Consider the following 17,318-nt stretch of genomic DNA (forward strand, 5'->3'; position numbering starts at 1 on the left):
GCCTCGATTTGTCGACGTCCCAGCCATCGGTTTCCATCGTCGTTCCCGTGCGCAACGAAGCCGACAACATCGCGCCACTGATCGCGGAGATCGGCGCGGCGCTCGATGGCCGCTGGCCCTATGAGATCATCTACGTCAACGATGGCTCCACCGACGCCACCGGCGAGCGGCTTGCCGCCATCATGAAACAACGGAGCAATCTGCGTCAGCTTCGCCACGCAAGATCGGGCGGCCAGTCCGCGGCCGTGCGCAGCGGCGTGCGCGCGGCGCGCGGAGAGATCGTGGCGACGCTCGACGGCGACGGCCAGAATAATCCGGCCTTCCTGCCCGACCTGATCGCGGCGGTCGAGAAGGGAGCAGGGCGCGTCGGGCTCGCTGCCGGCCAGCGCGTCGGGCGCAAGGACACCGGTTTCAAGAAATTCCAGTCGCGCGTGGCCAATGGGGTTCGCAATGCCATCCTGAAGGACGGCACGCGCGACACCGGCTGCGGGCTGAAGGCGTTCCGCCGCGACGTCTTCCTGATGCTGCCCTATTTCGACGGGCTGCATCGCTTCCTCCCCGCGCTGGTCCGCCGCGAAGGCTACAACATCGCCTATGTCGACGTGATCGACCGGCCGCGCCATTCCGGCGTGTCCAACTATGGCTTCTTCGATCGGCTGTGGATCGGCATCATGGATCTCGCAGGCGTGTGGTGGCTGATCCGCCGCAAGAAGCCGACGCCTGAGGTGACCGAGGTGAACGCATGATCATTCAATACGGTCAGGCGCTGAGCAATTATCTGTATGACGTCTTCGTCGCCAAGTTCGACTTCTGGCTGGCGTTCGGCCTTGTCGCGCAATTGTTCTTCACCGCGCGCTTCCTGGTGCAGTGGATCGCGAGCGAGCGCGCCGGCAACAGCGTGGTGCCGATGGCGTTCTGGTTCTGCTCGATGGGCGGCGGGCTGATGACGCTGGTCTATGGCGTCGTGAAGCGCGAGCCCGTGATCATCCTCGGACAGTCGCTGGCGACGATCATCTATATCCGCAACATCATGCTGATCTGGAAGAACCGCGGCACCGCCTCGAAGACGCTGGACCGCTGATACGAGGTGGTTATCGCGGCAGCGCCGACGCCGCGCCTGAGGCGGGCAGGGTGGCCGTCTCCGTCTCGGTTCTGCGGTAGGGCTCGCCGGCCGCATCGAGCACGGGATAGGCGACCGAGCAGATGTGCGAATGGATGCGCCTGAGGTCGCGCAGCACGTCGAGATGCAGCGACGTCGTTTCGATGGTTTCGGAGCGGCCCTCGCGCAGGCGGTCGAGATGACGCTCGACGGCGGCAAGCTCGGCGTTCTTCAGCATGGTCTTTTCAACCAGCAGCTTGCGCGCCTCGTTGGCGTCGCCCGACATGAAGACGCCGAAGGCGATGCGCAGCGAATCCATCGTGCGCTTGTGGAAGGCGGCGAGCTCCTCGGCCCCCTCGGCCGAGAACTGGAAGCGGCGCTTGATCTTCTTGGTGGCGAGCTCGCTCAGGCTCTTGTCGATGATGTCGCCTATATGCTCGAGGTTGATGGCGAAGGAGATGATCTCCATCGCGCGCCGCCCTTCGCTCTCGTCGAGGCTGCCGCGCATCAATTTCGTCACGTAGAGCTTGATGGCCTCGTCGAGACCGTCGACGAGATTGTCCATCTTGGAGACCTGGTCGACCAGCGCACGGTCGCCGGTCATCATCGCGGCCATCACCTTGCGCAGCATCACCTCGACGAAGTCGCCCATGCGCAAGGTTTCGCGGGCGGCGTCGGCGAGCGCAAGCGAGGGCGTCTCCAGCGCGGTCTCGTCGAGATAGCGCGGCCGGGCCGGGTCGGCCTCCTGCACCCGATCGGGCAACAGCCGCGTGAGCAGGCGCGACAAGGTGTCGAGCAGGCCGATGAAGAGGACGGCCGTGCCGACGTTGAAGGCGATGTGGAAGGCCGCCGTCATCTTCGCGAGATCCGGCTGCCAGGCATGCATGTGCCCGGCGATGACGCCGAGGAAGGGCAGCACGAGCGCGATCCCGATGACGCGGTTGATGAGATTGCCGACCGGCAGGCGATAGCTCGCGGGATCGTCGCGCCTGGCGCCTTCGAACACCGGATTGATGGCGCTGCCGAGATTGGCACCCAGCACCAGCGCCAGCGCCGCTTCCGGCGTGATGAACTGCGAATAGGCCAGCGACATGATCAGAAGCACGCTGGCGACGCTCGAATGTACCGCCCAGGTGACGAGCGCGGCGATGACGATGCAGAGAACGGGATCGCCGGTGACGGCCGACATCACGAGGCGCATGCCGGGTGCGTTCTCCGCCGGCGCCATCGTGTCGAGCAGGATGTGCAGCGACAGCAGCATCAGGCCGAGGCCGATGCAGACGCGGCCAATGTCCTTGATCCGGGAGCGCGGTCCCGCGCGGAAGGCGACGAGGCCGAGCACGAACAGCACCGGCGCGACGGCTGCGATGTTGAATGACAGCACCTGCACGATCAGCGTCGTGCCGACATTGGCTCCCAGCATGATGGCAAGCGCTGCGGCGAGACTGACGAGGCCCTCGGCCGCGAACGACGAGGTGATCAGCGCCGTCGCCGTGCTGCTCTGGAGCAGCGCCGTGAGCGAGAGCCCGGCCGCGAAGGCGCTGGCGCGGTTGCTCAGCGCCTTGCCGAGCAGGCGCCTGAGGTCGGGGCCGAAGGCGCGCAAGATCCCGCTGTGGACCATGTGCAGGCCCCACAGCAACAGCGCAACGCCGCCCATGAGATCGAGCAGAACCAACGTTCCCATGCTCCGTGTCCGGATTGGAAGTCGATTGCTGAGGCTAGCGCCAAATGCTTGAGGATCAAACCATTTGTTGGCGCATCGGCGTTAACGTTTGCCGTGGCTGCACGTTCCCGCGGCGCGCATTGGCGCGTCCGCAGGCGCGATGCCTTGCGCGCAGGCTCACATTGCCGCTTTGAGGGCAGCGAAGCCGCGATCGAGATCGGCCTTGAGATCGTCGGTGCTCTCGAGCCCGATGTGGAGACGGAGCGTCGGGCCGCCGGGCGCCCATTTGGTCGCGGTCCGATAGGCGTCGCAATCGAAGGGAATCGCGAGGCTTTCGAATCCGCCCCAGGAGAAGCCCATGCCGAACAGCTTGAGCGTGTTGAGCATGGTGTCGACCGCCTTCTGCGGCGCCGGCTTCAGCACGATGCTGAACAGGCCCGAGGCGCCGCTGAAGTCGCGCTTCCAGATCGCATGACCGGGATCGGTCTCAAGCCCGGGATGCAGCACGCGCGCGACCTCAGGCCTCGCCGCCAGCCAGCGCGCCATCTCGAGCCCGGAGCGATGATGTTGCGCGAGCCGCACCGACAGGGTGCGCAGGCCGCGCAGCGCCAGGAAGACGTCGTCGGGGCCGGCGCAGACGCCGAGCAGGCGGATGCCTTCGGCGATCATCGGCCAGGCCTTGGCGTTGGCCGAGATGGTGCCGAACATGATGTCGGAATGGCCGCCGATATATTTGGTGGCGGCCTGCATGCTGATGTCGACGCCCTGTTCCAGCGAGCGGTGATAGAGCGGCGTCGCCCAGGTGTTGTCGTCGATGACGAGCGCGCCGCGCCCATGCGCGACGTCGGCGATGACGCGGATGTCGGGCATCTCGAACGACTGCGAGCCCGGCGCCTCCACCAGAACGGCCCGGGTGTTGGGCTTGAACAGCTTGTCGATGCCGGCGCCGATCAGCGGATCGAAATAGGTGGTCTCGACGCCGTAGCGGGTCAGCATGCCGTTGCAGAAATTGCGCGTGGGCCGATAGACGTTGTCGACCACCAGGATGTGGTCGCCGGCGTTCAGCACCGAGAGCAGGGTGGTGGAGATCGCCGACAGCCCCGACGGCACGATGCCGACGCCGGCGCATTGCGGACCCTCCAGCGCCATCAGAGTCTCCTGGAACGCCTTGGTGGTCGGGGAACCGTGACGGCCATAGGTGAACTCGCCGCGATGGGCGTGCAGGTCCTCGGCGGTCGGATAGAGCACGGTCGAGCCGTGGAAGACCGGCGGATTGACGAACCCCTTCTGCGCCTTGGTGTCGCGGCCGGAGGTGACCAGCCGGGTCTCGGCGTGCTGCTCTTGGGGGTGCGAAGAATCCATGCGTCTGCTTTCAAAAACCGCGTTTTCCACCGGACGCATCGCGCCCCTGGGCCGGCCGGAAGGCCGCGGTCGTTAATAACAGAACACAGAAGAGTCCCGTCAACCCCTTGACCCGGCTCGCCAGTCGTTCTGTGATGCGCAGGTGCTATTCAGTCGCCGCATGTTGAGGGGCCTGCCGCGACCTTCGATCCATTGCCTGACCGGACTTCGCGTCACAGCCAACGAGATGGCGGGCGCCAGCGGCGGGGATGAAGGTATGGCCTCCCGAGATCGGCGAGTGTTCGGCAAGGTTTTCCAGCATGACTCTTGCAAGGCCAGACCCTTAGAAGACCTGGCCTGGCAGAGACGAACCTAACGACAACATTCCTGACCTTGAGACGACCTTGAAAGGCCCAAAGCCCATGAAACGCGTAACCCTGGCTCTCACCCTTGCTCTCGCCGCCGGCCTCACCGCCCAAGCCGCCGATGCGCAAACGCTCAAGACTGTCAAGGACCGGGGCATGGTGTCCTGCGGCGTCAGCCAGGGCCTGCCGGGCTTCTCCTCGCCCGACGACAAGGGCAACTGGACCGGCATCGACGTCGACGTCTGCCGCGCCATTGCCGGCGCGATCTTCAACGATCCGACCAAGGTCAAGTTCGTGCCGCTGTCCGCCAAGGACCGCTTCACCGCGCTGCAATCCGGCGAGATCGACGTGCTCTCGCGCAACACCACCTGGACCATCTCGCGCGACACCTCGCTCGGCGCCAATTTCACCGGAGTGACCTATTACGACGGGCAGGGCTTCATGGTGAAGAAGTCGCTGAAGGTGAATTCGGCGCTCGAGCTCAACAGCGCGTCGGTCTGCGTGCAGACCGGCACCACCACCGAGCAGAATCTCGCCGACTACTTCACGGCCAACAACATGAAGTACGAGGTGATCGCGTTCGCCACCAACGACGAAACCGTCAAGGCCTATGAAGCCGGCCGCTGCGACGTCTTCACCACCGACCAGTCGGGCCTGTACGCCAATCGCCTCAAGCTCGCCAATCCCAACGAGCATATGGTGCTGCCCGAGATCATCTCGAAGGAGCCGCTCGGCCCGATGGTGCGCCACGGCGACGACCAGTGGTTCGACATCGTGAAATGGACGCTGTTTGCGATGCTCACCGCCGAAGAGCTCGGCGTCAGCTCGAAGAACGTCGACGAGAAGGCGAAGCTGGAAAATCCCGAGCTGAAGCGCGTGCTGGGCAGCGACGGCAATTTCGGCGAACAGCTCGGCCTGACCAAGGATTGGGTGGTGCGGATCGTGAAGACCGTCGGCAATTACGGCGAGGTGTTCGATCGCAACGTCGGTGCCGGCTCGCCGCTCGGCATCAATCGCGGCGTCAACAATCTCTGGAACAAGGGCGGTCTTCAGTACGCGCCGCCGATCCGCTGATCAGCCCCGATCGGCCGGCAGCGGCATGAGCACCGAGGCTCGAAAACCGCCGCCCCAGATCGCGCTGAAGATCCGGCGCATTCTGGGCGGCAAGGCAGGCTGGAACGGCGTTGCCGTCCAGTTTGCCTTCGCGGCGATCCTGGGCTGGATCGGCTACGAGATCGTCTCCAATGCGCGGGCCAATCTCGAGAACCAGCACATCGCCGCCGGCTTCGGCTTCCTCAGGAACAATGCCGGCTTCGACGTCAACCAGACCCTGATCTCCTATACCGGCTCGGACACGTTCCTGCGCGTGTTCGTGGTCGGGCTGTTGAACACGCTCGTGGTCTCCGTGGTGGGCATCTTCTTCGCCACGGTGATCGGCTTCATCGTCGCGCTGTGCCGGCTGTCGCCCAATTGGCTGCTGTCGCGCGTCGGCGAGATCTATGTCGAGGTCATCCGCAACCTGCCGCTGCTGTTCCAGATCCTGTTCTGGTATCTGGCGGTGCTCGCGGCCTTGCCCAATCCGCGGCAGAGCATTTCCCTGCTCGGCGTCGCCTTCATCAGCAATCGCGGCCTCGTCGTTCCGAGCCCGATCGGCCAGAGCGGTCTCGAGCCATTCCTGGCGGTGCTGGCGCTCGGCATCGTCGCCTCGCTGGCGCTGCGCTTCTACGCCAGGCGAGCGCTGTTTCAGCGCGGGCAGGTGATCCACATCTGGCCTTACGTGCTGGCCCTGCTGTTCGGGCTTCCGCTCGCCACGATGCTGGTATTCGGTCTGCCCTTCACCTTCGAGCTGCCGCAGCTGAAGGGGTTCAACTTCGCCGGCGGCTCACGCATCATCCCGGAATTCGTGGCGCTGACGGTGGCGCTGTCCACTTATACCGCCGCCTTCATCGCCGAGATCGTGCGCGCCGGCATCCTGTCCGTTCACAAGGGGCAGATGGAGGCGGGATCTTCGCTCGGCCTCAGCCGCGGCGCCACGCTCCGCCTCATCGTCGTGCCGCAGGCCATGCGCGTCATCGTGCCGCCGCTGACCAACCAGTACCTCAATCTCACCAAGAACTCGTCGCTGGCGGTCGCGATCGGCTATCCTGACCTGGTGTCGGTGTTCGCCGGCACGTCGCTGAGCCAGACCGGGCAGGCGATCGAGATCATCGCCATGACGATGGGTGTTTATCTCCTGATCTCGCTCCTCACCAGCGCGATCATGAGCGTCTACGGTTGGCGCGTCAGCCGGAGCCTCGGCGCATGAGCGATGTCATGTCATCCAACTTCGTCCGCCAGGACCTGCTCGCCGAGCGTCCGGCGCCGGTGAAGACGACGGGCTTCATCGGCCTGATGCGCACGCGCCTGTTCAACTCGCCGACCAACATCCTGCTGACGATCCTGGGCGCCTTGCTGCTCTGGTTCACCATCATTCCCTCCGTCAAGTTCCTGATGGTCGATGCGGTCTGGAGCGGCAAGGACCGCGCCGCGTGCCTCGCCGAGAACGCCGGCTTCGCGGTCGGCGCCTGCTGGCCCTACATCCAGGCGAAGCTCCCGCAACTGATCTACGGCTTCTATCCCGAGGCCGAGCGCTGGCGGGTGAACCTGACGCTGTTGCTCGCAACCGTCCTGCTGTTGCCGCTGCTCGTTCCGCGGCTGCCGGCGAAGAGCCTGAATGCCGGCCTGTTCTTCGTCGCCTTTCCGGTGGTGGCCTTCTTCCTGCTGCACGGCGGCGGCATCAAGGGCTTTGGGCTGAGCTGGACCGCTGGCCTGCTGCAATTGTTCGACGAGAGCATCGTCGGTGCCGGACAGGCGCTGCTCACCTCGAGCAGGACCTCTGCGGTCGGCCCGCTGCTCTGGGCCGTCGGCAGCCTCATCGTTCTGCTCGGCACGGCGATCCATTGGCTGATCTTTCCGCTCACCTGGCTGCGCGATTATATCCAGGGCACGGGCCAGTCGGTCTGGACGGATTTCGCCATCACAGCCGCGATCGTCTGCCTGATCGCCTTCGTTCTCGGCGGCGGTGTTCGCACCGGCGGGCGGGCTCTGGCATCGAGCATCGCCACCTTCATTGCCATCGCCATCGTGATCAAGCTGATGGATCTCGACCACGGCGGATTGCCGGTCGTGACGACGAACCTGTGGGGCGGCCTCCTGGTGACGCTGGTGGTCTCCGTCACCGGCATCGTCACCTCGCTGCCGATCGGCATTGCGCTCGCACTCGGCCGCCGCTCGACGATTCCACTGATCCGGATCTTCTCGATCGCCTTCATCGAGTTCTGGCGCGGCGTGCCGCTGATCACCGTGCTGTTCTTCGCAACCTACATGCTGCCCCTGTTCCTGCCCGGAAATTTCACCGTCGATGGCCTGGTGCGTGCGCTGATCGGCATCGCGCTGTTCACCGGTGCCTATCAGGCCGAGAACGTCCGCGGCGGGCTCGCGGCGATCCCGCGCGGTCAAAGCGAGGCGGCCGCCGCCCTCGGGCTGTCCTGGTGGAAGACGACCTCGCTGATCGTGCTGCCGCAGGCGCTGCGGCACGTCATTCCGAACCTCGTCAACAGCTTCATCTCGCTGTTCAAGGACACCTCGCTGGTTTCGATCGTGGCGCTGTTCGATCTGCTCGGCTCGCTGCGCGCCTCGTTCGCGGATCCGAAATGGTCGACGCCGTCGACGGCGTTCACCGGCTTCGCCTTCGCCGGGATCATCTACTTCATGTTCTGCTTTGGAATGTCGCGCTATTCGTTGTTCGTCGAGCGGCGCCTCAACGCCCACCGCCGCAACTGATCGAGGCCACCATGTCCGCCCCCATCGTCAAGATTTCCGGCCTGAACAAATGGTACGGCGATTTCCACGTCCTGCGCGACGTCGACCTTGCGGTGCAGAAGGGCGAGCGCATCGTGATCTGCGGCCCCTCGGGCTCGGGCAAGTCCACGCTGATCCGCTGCATCAATGCGCTGGAGGAATTCCAGGAGGGCGAGATCGTCGTCGACGGCATCGAGCTCGGGCCGAACCTCAAGCATATCGATGCGGTTCGCCGTGAAGTCGGCATGGTGTTCCAAAGCTTCAATCTGTTCCCGCATCTGACCGTGCTCGACAATTGCACGTTGGCGCCGATCTGGGTCCGCAACATCCCCAAGAAGGACGCCGAGGCGACTGCGATGAAGTTCCTGGAGCGGGTCAAGATCCCGCACCAGGCCAACAAGTTTCCGGGCCAGATGTCCGGCGGCCAGCAGCAGCGTGTCGCGATTGCCCGGGCCCTGACCATGAACCCGAAGGTGATGCTGTTCGACGAGCCGACTTCGGCGCTCGACCCCGAGATGGTCAAGGAGGTGCTCGACACCATGGTCGACCTCGCTGAAGAAGGCATGACCATGCTGGTCGTCACCCACGAGATGGGCTTTGCCCGCGAGGTTGCCAATCGCGTCGTGTTCATGGACGCCGGGCAGATCATCGAGGCCAACACCCCGAACGAGTTCTTCGCCGCCCCGCAGCACGCGCGCACGAAGCTGTTCCTGAGCCAGATTCTGCGCTGAGCCTCGGCGCCGGCGGCCTCGCCGGCCTGACCGCAAGCCTGGCACCATCCGAATCGGCTTGCCTCTCTTCGGACCCATCCTCCGGAGAGAGACCTTGCAGAGCAGTGCCGGCGCGCGCGCATACCAGAATGCGCGACTGGAAAAGAAGCTGAAGAAGCAGGCGGACGCCGTCATGGCCTTCGCGATCGAGGCGCTCGGGCAGGGCAGGCTTGCCGAGGCCGAGATGCTCTGCCGCGAGATCTTGAAGGAAGTGCCCGATCATTTCCATGCCACGCACCTGCTCGGCCTGCGCGCGTTCGACGGCGGGCGGCTCGAGGAAGCGGAATTCCTGCTCGAGCGTGCGATTGCGCTCGATCCGCGCTCGCCCGACGCGCACGGCAATCTCGGGGCCGTCTATTTCGCGATGGAGAAATTCAAAGACGCCCGCGCCTGCCAGGAGAAGGCCATCGCGCTGAAGCCGAATTGTCCGATCACCCTGACCAATCTCGGCAATACGTTGCTGCACATCGGCCTCGGCGATGAGGCGATCGGGCTGCATGAGCGGGCGATCAGGCTGAAGCCGGATTATGCCGATGCGTTCTGCAACCGCGGCATGGCGGAGTTGATGACCGGCCAGTTCGAGTGCGCCAAGGCGAGCTTCGAACGCGCCCTGTCGTTTCAGCCATCTCACGCCGAGGCGATCGCGGGCGGGGGCATGGTCAGCCTCGAGCTCCGGCACTTCGCGGTGGCGGCTGCCGCCTTCGACGCAGCGCTCGCGATCAAGCCGGGTTCGCCGCGGATTCTGCTGCAGCGTGGACGGCTCAACCTCAGTCTGTCCCGGCTGGAGCAGGCGGCCGCGGATCTCGACGCGGCGCTGGCGCAATCGCCACGGCTCGAGCTCGCGCTGTGCTGGCGGGCGCAGATCGACATTCTCGCGGGAAACACCGCGCGGGCGATGGCGGGCGTCAAGACACTGCTCGAGGTCAATCCGCGATCCGAGATGGGGTTGGCGCTTCTGGCGGCCTGCCACGTCAACCAGGGAGACATCGGGACGGCGCTCGCACACCTCGACGCTGCGCTCGAGATCGCACCGGACTTCCCGGAGGCGATCGGATACAAGATCTTTGTGCTGGACTACCTGCCGGAGGCCGATTTCGTCGCGCAGCAGGCCGCGCGAAGATACTGGTGGGATGCGATCGGTGCCAAGCTTCCGCAAAGGACGCTGGCGCCCCGGTCGCTCGATCCGGACCGGCGGATCGTGATCGGATACGTCGCGTCCGAATTCAGGAACCACTCCGCGGCGTACTCGCTGTTGCCGGTGCTGCGCCATCATGATCACGCCAGGTTCAAGATTGTCTGCTATTCCTGCTGGCCGGTGCAGGACGACATGACGGAGAGGTTCAAGCCTCTCGCGGATGTCTTTGTCGACGCCGCACAATTGTCCGATGACGAGCTGGCCGACCGCATCCAGGCCGATGGGATCGACATTCTGATCGACGTGTCCGGGCACACGACCGGCAGCAGGCTTCATGTCTTTGCCCGCAAGCCGGCGCCGATCCAGGTCACGGGCTTCGGGCACGCCACGGGGACAGGCCTTCGAACCATGGACTACGTGCTCGCGGACCCGATCTTCATTCCGCAATCGGTGCGCCACCTCCTGGCCGAGAAGGTCCATGACCTGCCGTGCCTGATCACGATCGATCCGATCCTGCACGTGCCGCCTTCGGAGCCTCCCATGCTCCGCAACGGCTACGTCACTTTCGGCGTGTTCAACCGCATCTTCAAGATTTCGGACGAGGCCATCCGGGTCTGGGCGAAAGTCATGCATGCGGTGAGGGGATCGAAGATCATCGTCAAGAACGGGCTGCTTGACGATCCATTGCTGCGCGATCGGCTGATCGCGCGGTTCACGGCGCAGGGCATCGCCGAAGAGAACGTCATCTGCATGGGCTCGACCTCGCGCCCCGAGCATCTGCGGGCCTTTGCGATGGTCGACATTTCCCTCGATACGTTCCCGCAGAATGGCGGCATCAGCACCTGGGAGTCCCTCTATGCCGGCGTTCCGGTCGTCGCCAAGCTGGGCCACGGCGCTTCGTCGCGCGCCGGCGGCTCCATCGTCGCGGCCGTCGGCCTCGATGACTGGGTGGCCGAGGATGACGAGGGCTATGCCGCGATCGCGTGCAAATATGCGGCGCAGCCGGCCCATCTGGCAAAGTTGCGGGCGGATCTGCCGGCTCGGATCGCTGCCTCGCCCGCCGGCGACGTCGGACTTTACACGCGTGAGGTCGAGGCGGCCTATCGCCGGTTCTGGCGCGATCATTGTGCCGCCGCCTCGGAGCTGGTGTAGCAAGATCTTGCGCCGGGCCCCGTGAAATCCCGGAAGCGATGGAGCTCGGGTGACCGGCCGGCCAGGCTCGCGAATCAGTTAGACTTTGCCGAGGGCATCCTCCGGAGAGACACCTTGCAGAAGAGCGGCGGCGCGCGCGCGTTTCAGAATGCGCGATTGCAGAAGAAATTGATGAAGCAGGCCGACGCCGTGATTGCCGCCGCGGCGAACGCCTATGGCCAGGGCCGATATGCCGAGACCGAGGCGCTGTGCCGCGAGATCCTGAAAGCCCTTCCGGATCATGTCGATGCCCTTCACCTGCTCGGCATGTGCGCCCATGACGGCCGGCGCCTCGAGGAGGCAAGAGAGCTGCTGGAGCGCGTGATTGCGCTCGATCCGCGCCTGCACGATGCCCATAACAACCTCGCGACGGTGCATTTCGACCTCGGCAATTACGAGGAGGCGCGGCGGTGCCAGGAGAGGGCGATCGCGCTGAAGCCGAATTTCGCGGTGGCGCTGACCAACCTCGGCAATACGCTGATGCATATGGGCCAGTACGAACAAGCGCTCGAGCTGCACGAGCGCGCGATCAAGATCAAACCGGATTATGCCGATGCGTTCTGCAATCGCGGCATGGTCGAGATCGTGCTTGGGCAGATCATGCGTGCCAAGGAGAGCTTCGATCGCGCTTTGCTGTTTCAGCCGCGTCACGCCGAGGCCATCGTCGGCAGCGGCATGGTCAGCATGGAGCTGCGGCATCACGAGGAGGCGGCAGCCAAATTTGCGACGGCGCTCGCGATCAAGCCCGGCGCGCCGAGGATCCTGGCCCAGCGCGGGCGGCTCAGCTACGAGCTGCAGCGCCTCGAGCCCGCGCTTGCGGATTTCGAAGCGGCGCTCGCGATCTCGCCCAAGCTCGAACTGGCGCTGCGCGGCAAGGCACAGGCCTGCCTCGTGATGGGAAGGACCGCGCAGGCGATGGCGGCCGCAGCGGCGTTGATCGAGCAAAATCCGCGCTCCGAGATGGGGCAGGCCCTGATGGGCTTCGCCTATTCAAACCAGGGAGACATGGACGCTGCGATCCACTATCTCGATCGCGCACTTGCTCTCCGGCCGGATTATGGAGATGCGATCAGGGGCAAGATCTTCTTGCTCGACTACCTCGCGGAGGCCGATTTCTCGGTCCAGCAGGCTGTACGGAAGTCCTGGTGGGATGCGATCGGCTCGAAGATACCGCAAAGGACGCTGCCGAAGCGGCCGCTCGATCCGGAAAAGCGGATCGTGGTCGGCTATGTCGCCGCCGAATTCCGGCAGCACTCGGCGGGCCTCACCTTGCTGCCGGTGCTGCGCAACCACGATCATACCAAGTTCGAGATCGTCTGCTACTATTCCTGGCCGGGCGCGGACGAGTACACCGCCATGTTCAAATCATTGGCGGACGTCTGGGTGGATGCCTGGGGGCTTTCTGACGACGAGCTCGCCGATCGCATTCAGGCCGATAATGTCGACATCCTGATCGACGTGTCCGGCCACACGACCGGCAACAGGCTGAAGGTTTTCGCGCGGAAGCCGGTTCCGATCCAGGCCACCGGCTTCGGACACGCGACGGGCACAGGCATGCAGACCATGGATTATGTGCTCGCCGATCCCATCTTCATTCCGCCTTCGGCCCGGCATCTGTTTCCCGAGAAGATCCACGATCTGCCGTGCCTGATCACGATGGAGCCGGTCACCAATCTGCAGCCCTCCGAGCTGCCGATGCTCCGCAACGGCTACGTTACCTTCGGAGTGTTCAACCGCATCTACAAGATCTCGGATGATGCGATCCGTGTGTGGTCGCGCATCATGCGCGAGGTGCCGGGATCGAAGATCGTCCTCAAGCACGGTCTGCTCGACGATACCCTGCTGCGCGATAGCCTGGTCGCACGTTTCATTGCGCAGGGCATTGCGGAGGAGGACATCACCTGCCTCGGCACCACCTCGCGCGACGATCACCTGATGGCGTTCGACAAGATCGATATTTCCCTCGACACGTTCCCGCAGAACGGCGGCATCAGCACCTGGGAATCCCTCTACAAGGGCGTTCCGGTCGTGGCCAAGCTCGGCATTGGGGCCTCCTCGCGTGCCGGCGCCTCCATCGTGGCGGCCGTCGGCCTCGGCGAATGGGTCGCGGAGGACGACGACGGCTATGTCGAGATCGCCCGCAAGTTTGCCTCGCAGCCCGAATATCTGGCGAAGTTGCGCGCGGGCTTGCCGGCCCAGATCGCAGCCTCGCCCGCCGGCAATGTCGAGATCTACACGCGTGAGCTCGAAGCGGGGTACCGCAAGTTCTGGCGCGACTATTGTGCCGCTGCCGGCGAGCGCGGCGACGCCGCGGTCAGCGAGGCGGACGCACCTGGCGGCTCCTGAGCCGCATCCTGCAGGCGAACCCCGGGATCTCCCGGACGGATTTCTGGTCCGGCAGTTCGGCCGGGCCGGGACGCGAATCAGTTAGACTCGGCCCTGGGCCATCTTCCGGAGAGACACCTTGCAGAGCAGCGCCGGCGCGCGCGCATTCCAGAATGCGCGATTGCAGAAGAAATTGAAGAAGCAGGCCGACGCCATCATTCCCGCCGCGGCGAGCGCCTATGGCCAGGGCAGGTATGCGGAGTGCGAGGCGCTCTGCCGCCAGATCGTGCAAGCCGTTCCGGATCATTTCGACGCCACGCACCTGCTCGGGCTGAGTGTGCAGCAGGGCGGACGCCTGGAGGAGGCGCAACAGCTGCTCGAGCGTGCGATCGCGATCGATCCGCGTTCGCACGAGGCGCAGAGCAATCTCGCGACCGTCTACGTCGTCCTTCAGAAATTGGAGGCGGCCCGCGCCTGTCAGGAGAGGGCGATCGCGCTGAAGCCGAATTTTACGCCGGCCCTTGTCGGCCTCGGCAACACCTTGCTCCAGATGAACCTGCCGGGACAGGCTATCGATATCTACGATCGCGCCATCAAGCTGAAGCCCGACTACGCCGACGCGCTTTGCAATCGTGGCGTGGCGGAGCTGGCACTGTACCGTTTTGACCGCGCCAGGGAGAGCTTTGATCGCGCGCTGTTGTTTCAGCCGCGCCACGTCGAAGCGCTCATCGGCAAGGGAATGGTCAGCATCGAGCTCAAGCGCTACGATGAAGCGGAAGCTGCGCTCGCGGCGGCGTTCGCGATCAAGCCCGATTCTGCGAAGATTCTGGCGCAGCGCGGACGCCTCAACTCGGCACTGTCGCGGCTGGAACAGGCTGCCGCGGACTTCGATGCGGCACTTGCACTTTCGCCGCGGTTCGAACTTGCCTTGCGGGGAAAGGCGGAGGTCTCGCTCAGCCTGGGGAACACCGCACAGGCGATCCTGGCCTGCACGACTTTGCTCGAGCAAAATCCACGTTCCACGATCGCATTGGCCTTGCTGAGCTCCTGCCTTGCAAATCAGGGAGAAATCGCCTCCGCGATCGAACATCTCGACGCGGCGCTGGCGATCTCGCCGGATCCAGACTTGATGGCGCGGAAGATCTACTTTCTGGACTTTCTTCCCGACGCAGATTTCACGATCCAGCAGGCGACACGAAGGTCCTGGGGCGAAGCGATCGGCGCCCGCTTGCCGCAAAGGACGCTCGCCTCTCGGCAGCTCGATCCCGACAGGCGGATCGTGATCGGCTATGTTTCTGCCGAATTCTGGTATCACTCGGCGGCGTTCGGCCTGCTGCCGGTGCTGCGCCACCATGATCATGCGAGCTTTGAGGTCGTCTGTTATTCGTGTTCGCCGACGAAAGATGCGATCACGGCCGAATTCAGGTCGGCGGCGGACGTCTGGGTCGATGCCTGGCAGATGTTCGACGACGAATTGGCCGATCGTATCGAGGCCGACAAGGTCGATATCCTGATCGACGTCTCCGGGCATTCGTCGGGCAACAGGCTCCAGGTCTTCGCCCGCAAGCCGGCGCCCATCCAGGTCACGGGCTTCGGACACGCGACCGGTACGGGCCTTCGGACGATGGACTACGTGCTCGCGGACCCCGTCTTCATTCCGCAATCGGCACGGCATCTGCTGACCGAAAAGGTCTATGACCTGCCGTGCCTGATCACGATCGATCCCATCCTGGATGTGCCGCCGTCGGAGCTTCCCATGCTCCGCAACGGCTACGTCACCTTCGGCGTGTTCAACCGCGTCAACAAGATTTCGGACGAGGCCATCCGCGTCTGGTCGAACGTGATGCGGGAGGTGGCCGGATCGAAGATCATCATCAAGCATACGCTGCTCGACGATGCCCTGGTGCGCGACGGTCTCCTCGCGCGGTTTGTCGCTCACGGGATTGCCGAAGAGAGGATCACTTGCCTCGGCTCGTCCGAGCGCGCCGATCATCTGCGAGCCTTCGCCTTGGTCGATATTTCGCTCGATCCATTTCCGCAGAACGGTGGCGTCAGCACCTGGGAATCCCTCTATGCGGGCGTTCCGGTCGTCGCCAAGCTCGGCCACGGCGCATCGTCGCGCGCCGGCGGCTCCATCGTGGCGGCCGTCGGTCTCGACGACTGGGTGGCCGAGGATGACGCGGGCTACGCCGCGATCGCGTGCCAATTTGCTGCCCAGCCCGCGCTTCTGGCACAGTTGCGCGCGGAATTGCCGGCCCGGATCGCAGCTTCAGCCGCGGGCAATGTCGAAACCTACACGCGCAGGGTCGAGGAGGGCTACCGCAAGCTCTGGCGCGACTATTGCGCCGCAGCCTTGGAAAGCGGGGAGATCGCTTAGAGCCGAACTGCGCAGTGCTTGTGGACGTGCGCCCTCGGCCCGAGGACGCGCGTGACGATCAGACGAACGGCGGCTTGATGTTGCTGCGCTTCTCCAGCCATTCCGGCACCGGCAGGTTCTTGGCCCGCATGAAGTCCGCGTTGAACAGCTTCGACAGATAGCGGCTGCCGGAATCGCACAGCACGGTGACGATCGTCTTGCCGGGCCCGAGCTGCTTCGCAAGTCGCATCGCGCCGACGACATTGATGCCCGTCGAGCCGCCGAGGCACAGACCTTCGTGCTGGAGCAGCTCGTAGATCGCGCTGACGGCGTCAGTGTCGGGAACGAGATAGGCCTCGTCGACCTTGGCGGTCTCGACGATCGCCGTGGCGCGGTTGAGGCCGATGCCCTCGGTGATCGAGCCGCCGGGCGTCGCCTTGGGATCCCCGGTCCTGAAATATTCGTACATGCCGGCGCCGTGCGGATCGGCGCAGGCGATGCGGATGTCCTTGTTCTTCTCCTTCAGATAGCGGCTGACGCCGGCCAGCGTGCCGCCGCTGCCGACCGAGCAGACGAAGCCGTCGACCTTGCCGCCGGTCTGCTCCCAGATCTCGGGCCCCGTGGATTCGTAATGCGCCTTGGCGTTGTCGAGGTTGTTCCACTGGTCGGCGAACAGCACGCCATTGGGCTCGGTCTTGCGCAGCTCGTCGGCGAGCCGCCGGCCGACATGCTGGTAGTTGTTGGGGTTGGCGTAGGGAAGGGCCGGCACCTCGATCAGCTCGGCGCCGCAAAGCTTCAGGAAGTCCTTCTTTTCCTGGCTCTGCGTCTCCGGGATCACGATCAGGGTGCGGTAGCCGCGCGCGCTCGCAACGACGGCAAGGCCGATGCCGGTATTGCCGGCGGTCGCTTCCACCACGAGCCCGCCGGGCTTCAGCTCGCCGCGCTTCTCGGCCTCCAGGATCATCCATTTGCCGGCGCGGTCCTTCACCGACTGACCGGGATTCATGAACTCGGCCTTGCCCAGGATGGTGCAGCCGGTCAATTCCGAAGCCCGCTTGAGCTTGATGAGGGGGGTGTTGCCGATGGCCTCGACAACGTCGTTGCGAATGGTCATGTCAGGGGAAATCACTACCAAGGGGTTGATCGGCTTTGGCCCGAACCTAGTGCTTGGCACGCCAAAGGGGAAGGCTTTTGCGCTGCGGCGAACCCGAGCGAAACGCCCACGGAAACAGT

General features: G+C 64.6%; 12 protein-coding genes. 9 read left to right on the top strand and 3 right to left on the bottom strand.

Annotated features, from left to right (window positions below; all coding sequences use genetic code 11):
* Positions 1 to 8: 8 nt before the first annotated feature.
* Together AB7M16_RS01250 and AB7M16_RS01255 are read left to right on the top strand one after the other, a co-directional pair.
* A complete protein-coding gene (locus tag AB7M16_RS01250; RefSeq protein ID WP_453942917.1) occupies positions 9 to 746 on the top strand; it encodes a glycosyltransferase family 2 protein in 738 nt (245 codons plus the stop codon).
* Positions 743 to 1,081, top strand: a complete 339-nt coding sequence (locus tag AB7M16_RS01255; protein WP_025036223.1) for a lipid-A-disaccharide synthase N-terminal domain-containing protein — start codon at positions 743 to 745, stop codon at positions 1,079 to 1,081. The genes AB7M16_RS01250 and AB7M16_RS01255 overlap by 4 nt, the downstream gene beginning before the upstream one ends.
* A 10-nt stretch (positions 1,082 to 1,091) precedes the next feature.
* On the opposite strand, the gene AB7M16_RS01260 is transcribed toward AB7M16_RS01255, so the two are convergent.
* A complete protein-coding gene (locus AB7M16_RS01260) occupies positions 1,092 to 2,783 on the bottom strand; it encodes a Na/Pi cotransporter family protein (RefSeq protein WP_453942918.1) in 1,692 nt (563 codons plus the stop codon).
* 156 nt (positions 2,784 to 2,939) lie between these two features.
* Positions 2,940 to 4,124, bottom strand: a complete 1,185-nt coding sequence (metC, locus tag AB7M16_RS01265; protein ID WP_453942919.1) for a cystathionine beta-lyase — start codon at positions 4,122 to 4,124, stop codon at positions 2,940 to 2,942.
* A gap of 401 nt (positions 4,125 to 4,525) precedes the next feature.
* Here metC and AB7M16_RS01270 point away from each other — a divergent pair, with 401 nt between their 5' ends.
* The 7 genes from AB7M16_RS01270 to AB7M16_RS01300 all read left to right on the top strand — a co-directional run bounded on the left by AB7M16_RS01270 (position 4,526) and on the right by AB7M16_RS01300 (position 16,106).
* Complete coding sequence (locus AB7M16_RS01270) at positions 4,526 to 5,542, top strand: amino acid ABC transporter substrate-binding protein (RefSeq protein WP_453942920.1); 1,017 nt, start codon at positions 4,526 to 4,528, stop codon at positions 5,540 to 5,542.
* Positions 5,543 to 5,567: 25 nt separating this feature from the next.
* Complete coding sequence (locus AB7M16_RS01275; protein WP_212257033.1) at positions 5,568 to 6,773, top strand: amino acid ABC transporter permease; 1,206 nt, start codon at positions 5,568 to 5,570, stop codon at positions 6,771 to 6,773.
* Complete coding sequence (locus tag AB7M16_RS01280) at positions 6,770 to 8,290, top strand: amino acid ABC transporter permease (RefSeq protein ID WP_453942921.1); 1,521 nt, start codon at positions 6,770 to 6,772, stop codon at positions 8,288 to 8,290. The genes AB7M16_RS01275 and AB7M16_RS01280 overlap by 4 nt, the downstream gene beginning before the upstream one ends.
* Positions 8,291 to 8,301: 11 nt before the next feature.
* Positions 8,302 to 9,039, top strand: coding sequence for an amino acid ABC transporter ATP-binding protein (locus tag AB7M16_RS01285; protein ID WP_172789102.1), 738 nt, complete (start codon positions 8,302 to 8,304; stop codon positions 9,037 to 9,039).
* Between the two features lie 94 nt (positions 9,040 to 9,133).
* Complete coding sequence (locus AB7M16_RS01290; RefSeq protein ID WP_453942922.1) at positions 9,134 to 11,365, top strand: O-linked N-acetylglucosamine transferase family protein; 2,232 nt, start codon at positions 9,134 to 9,136, stop codon at positions 11,363 to 11,365.
* A 114-nt stretch (positions 11,366 to 11,479) separates the two neighbouring features.
* Positions 11,480 to 13,750, top strand: a complete 2,271-nt coding sequence (locus AB7M16_RS01295; protein ID WP_453942923.1) for an O-linked N-acetylglucosamine transferase, SPINDLY family protein — start codon at positions 11,480 to 11,482, stop codon at positions 13,748 to 13,750.
* Positions 13,751 to 13,868: 118 nt separating this feature from the next.
* A complete protein-coding gene (locus AB7M16_RS01300; protein ID WP_453942924.1) occupies positions 13,869 to 16,106 on the top strand; it encodes an O-linked N-acetylglucosamine transferase family protein in 2,238 nt (745 codons plus the stop codon).
* A gap of 58 nt (positions 16,107 to 16,164) precedes the next feature.
* Here the strand turns inward: AB7M16_RS01300 and AB7M16_RS01305 are convergent, their stop codons facing one another.
* Positions 16,165 to 17,199 (bottom strand): cysteine synthase A, encoded by a 1,035-nt coding sequence (locus tag AB7M16_RS01305; RefSeq protein WP_453942925.1) that lies wholly within the window; start codon positions 17,197 to 17,199, stop codon positions 16,165 to 16,167.
* Between the last annotated feature and the right edge of the window lie 119 nt (positions 17,200 to 17,318).

The sequence above is a fragment of the Bradyrhizobium sp. USDA 372 genome (genome assembly GCF_053629095.1).

Coding starts and splice junctions, on each gene's coding strand:
- AB7M16_RS01260 (WP_453942918.1), bottom strand. CDS start 2,783: ATGGGAACGTTGGTTCTGCTCGATCTCATGGGCGGCGTTGCGCTGTTG.
- AB7M16_RS01285 (WP_172789102.1), top strand. CDS start 8,302: ATGTCCGCCCCCATCGTCAAGATTTCCGGCCTGAACAAATGGTACGGC.
- metC (WP_453942919.1), bottom strand. CDS start 4,124: ATGGATTCTTCGCACCCCCAAGAGCAGCACGCCGAGACCCGGCTGGTC.
- AB7M16_RS01305 (WP_453942925.1), bottom strand. CDS start 17,199: ATGACCATTCGCAACGACGTTGTCGAGGCCATCGGCAACACCCCCCTC.
- AB7M16_RS01280 (WP_453942921.1), top strand. CDS start 6,770: ATGAGCGATGTCATGTCATCCAACTTCGTCCGCCAGGACCTGCTCGCC.
- AB7M16_RS01275 (WP_212257033.1), top strand. CDS start 5,568: ATGAGCACCGAGGCTCGAAAACCGCCGCCCCAGATCGCGCTGAAGATC.
- AB7M16_RS01270 (WP_453942920.1), top strand. CDS start 4,526: ATGAAACGCGTAACCCTGGCTCTCACCCTTGCTCTCGCCGCCGGCCTC.
- AB7M16_RS01255 (WP_025036223.1), top strand. CDS start 743: ATGATCATTCAATACGGTCAGGCGCTGAGCAATTATCTGTATGACGTC.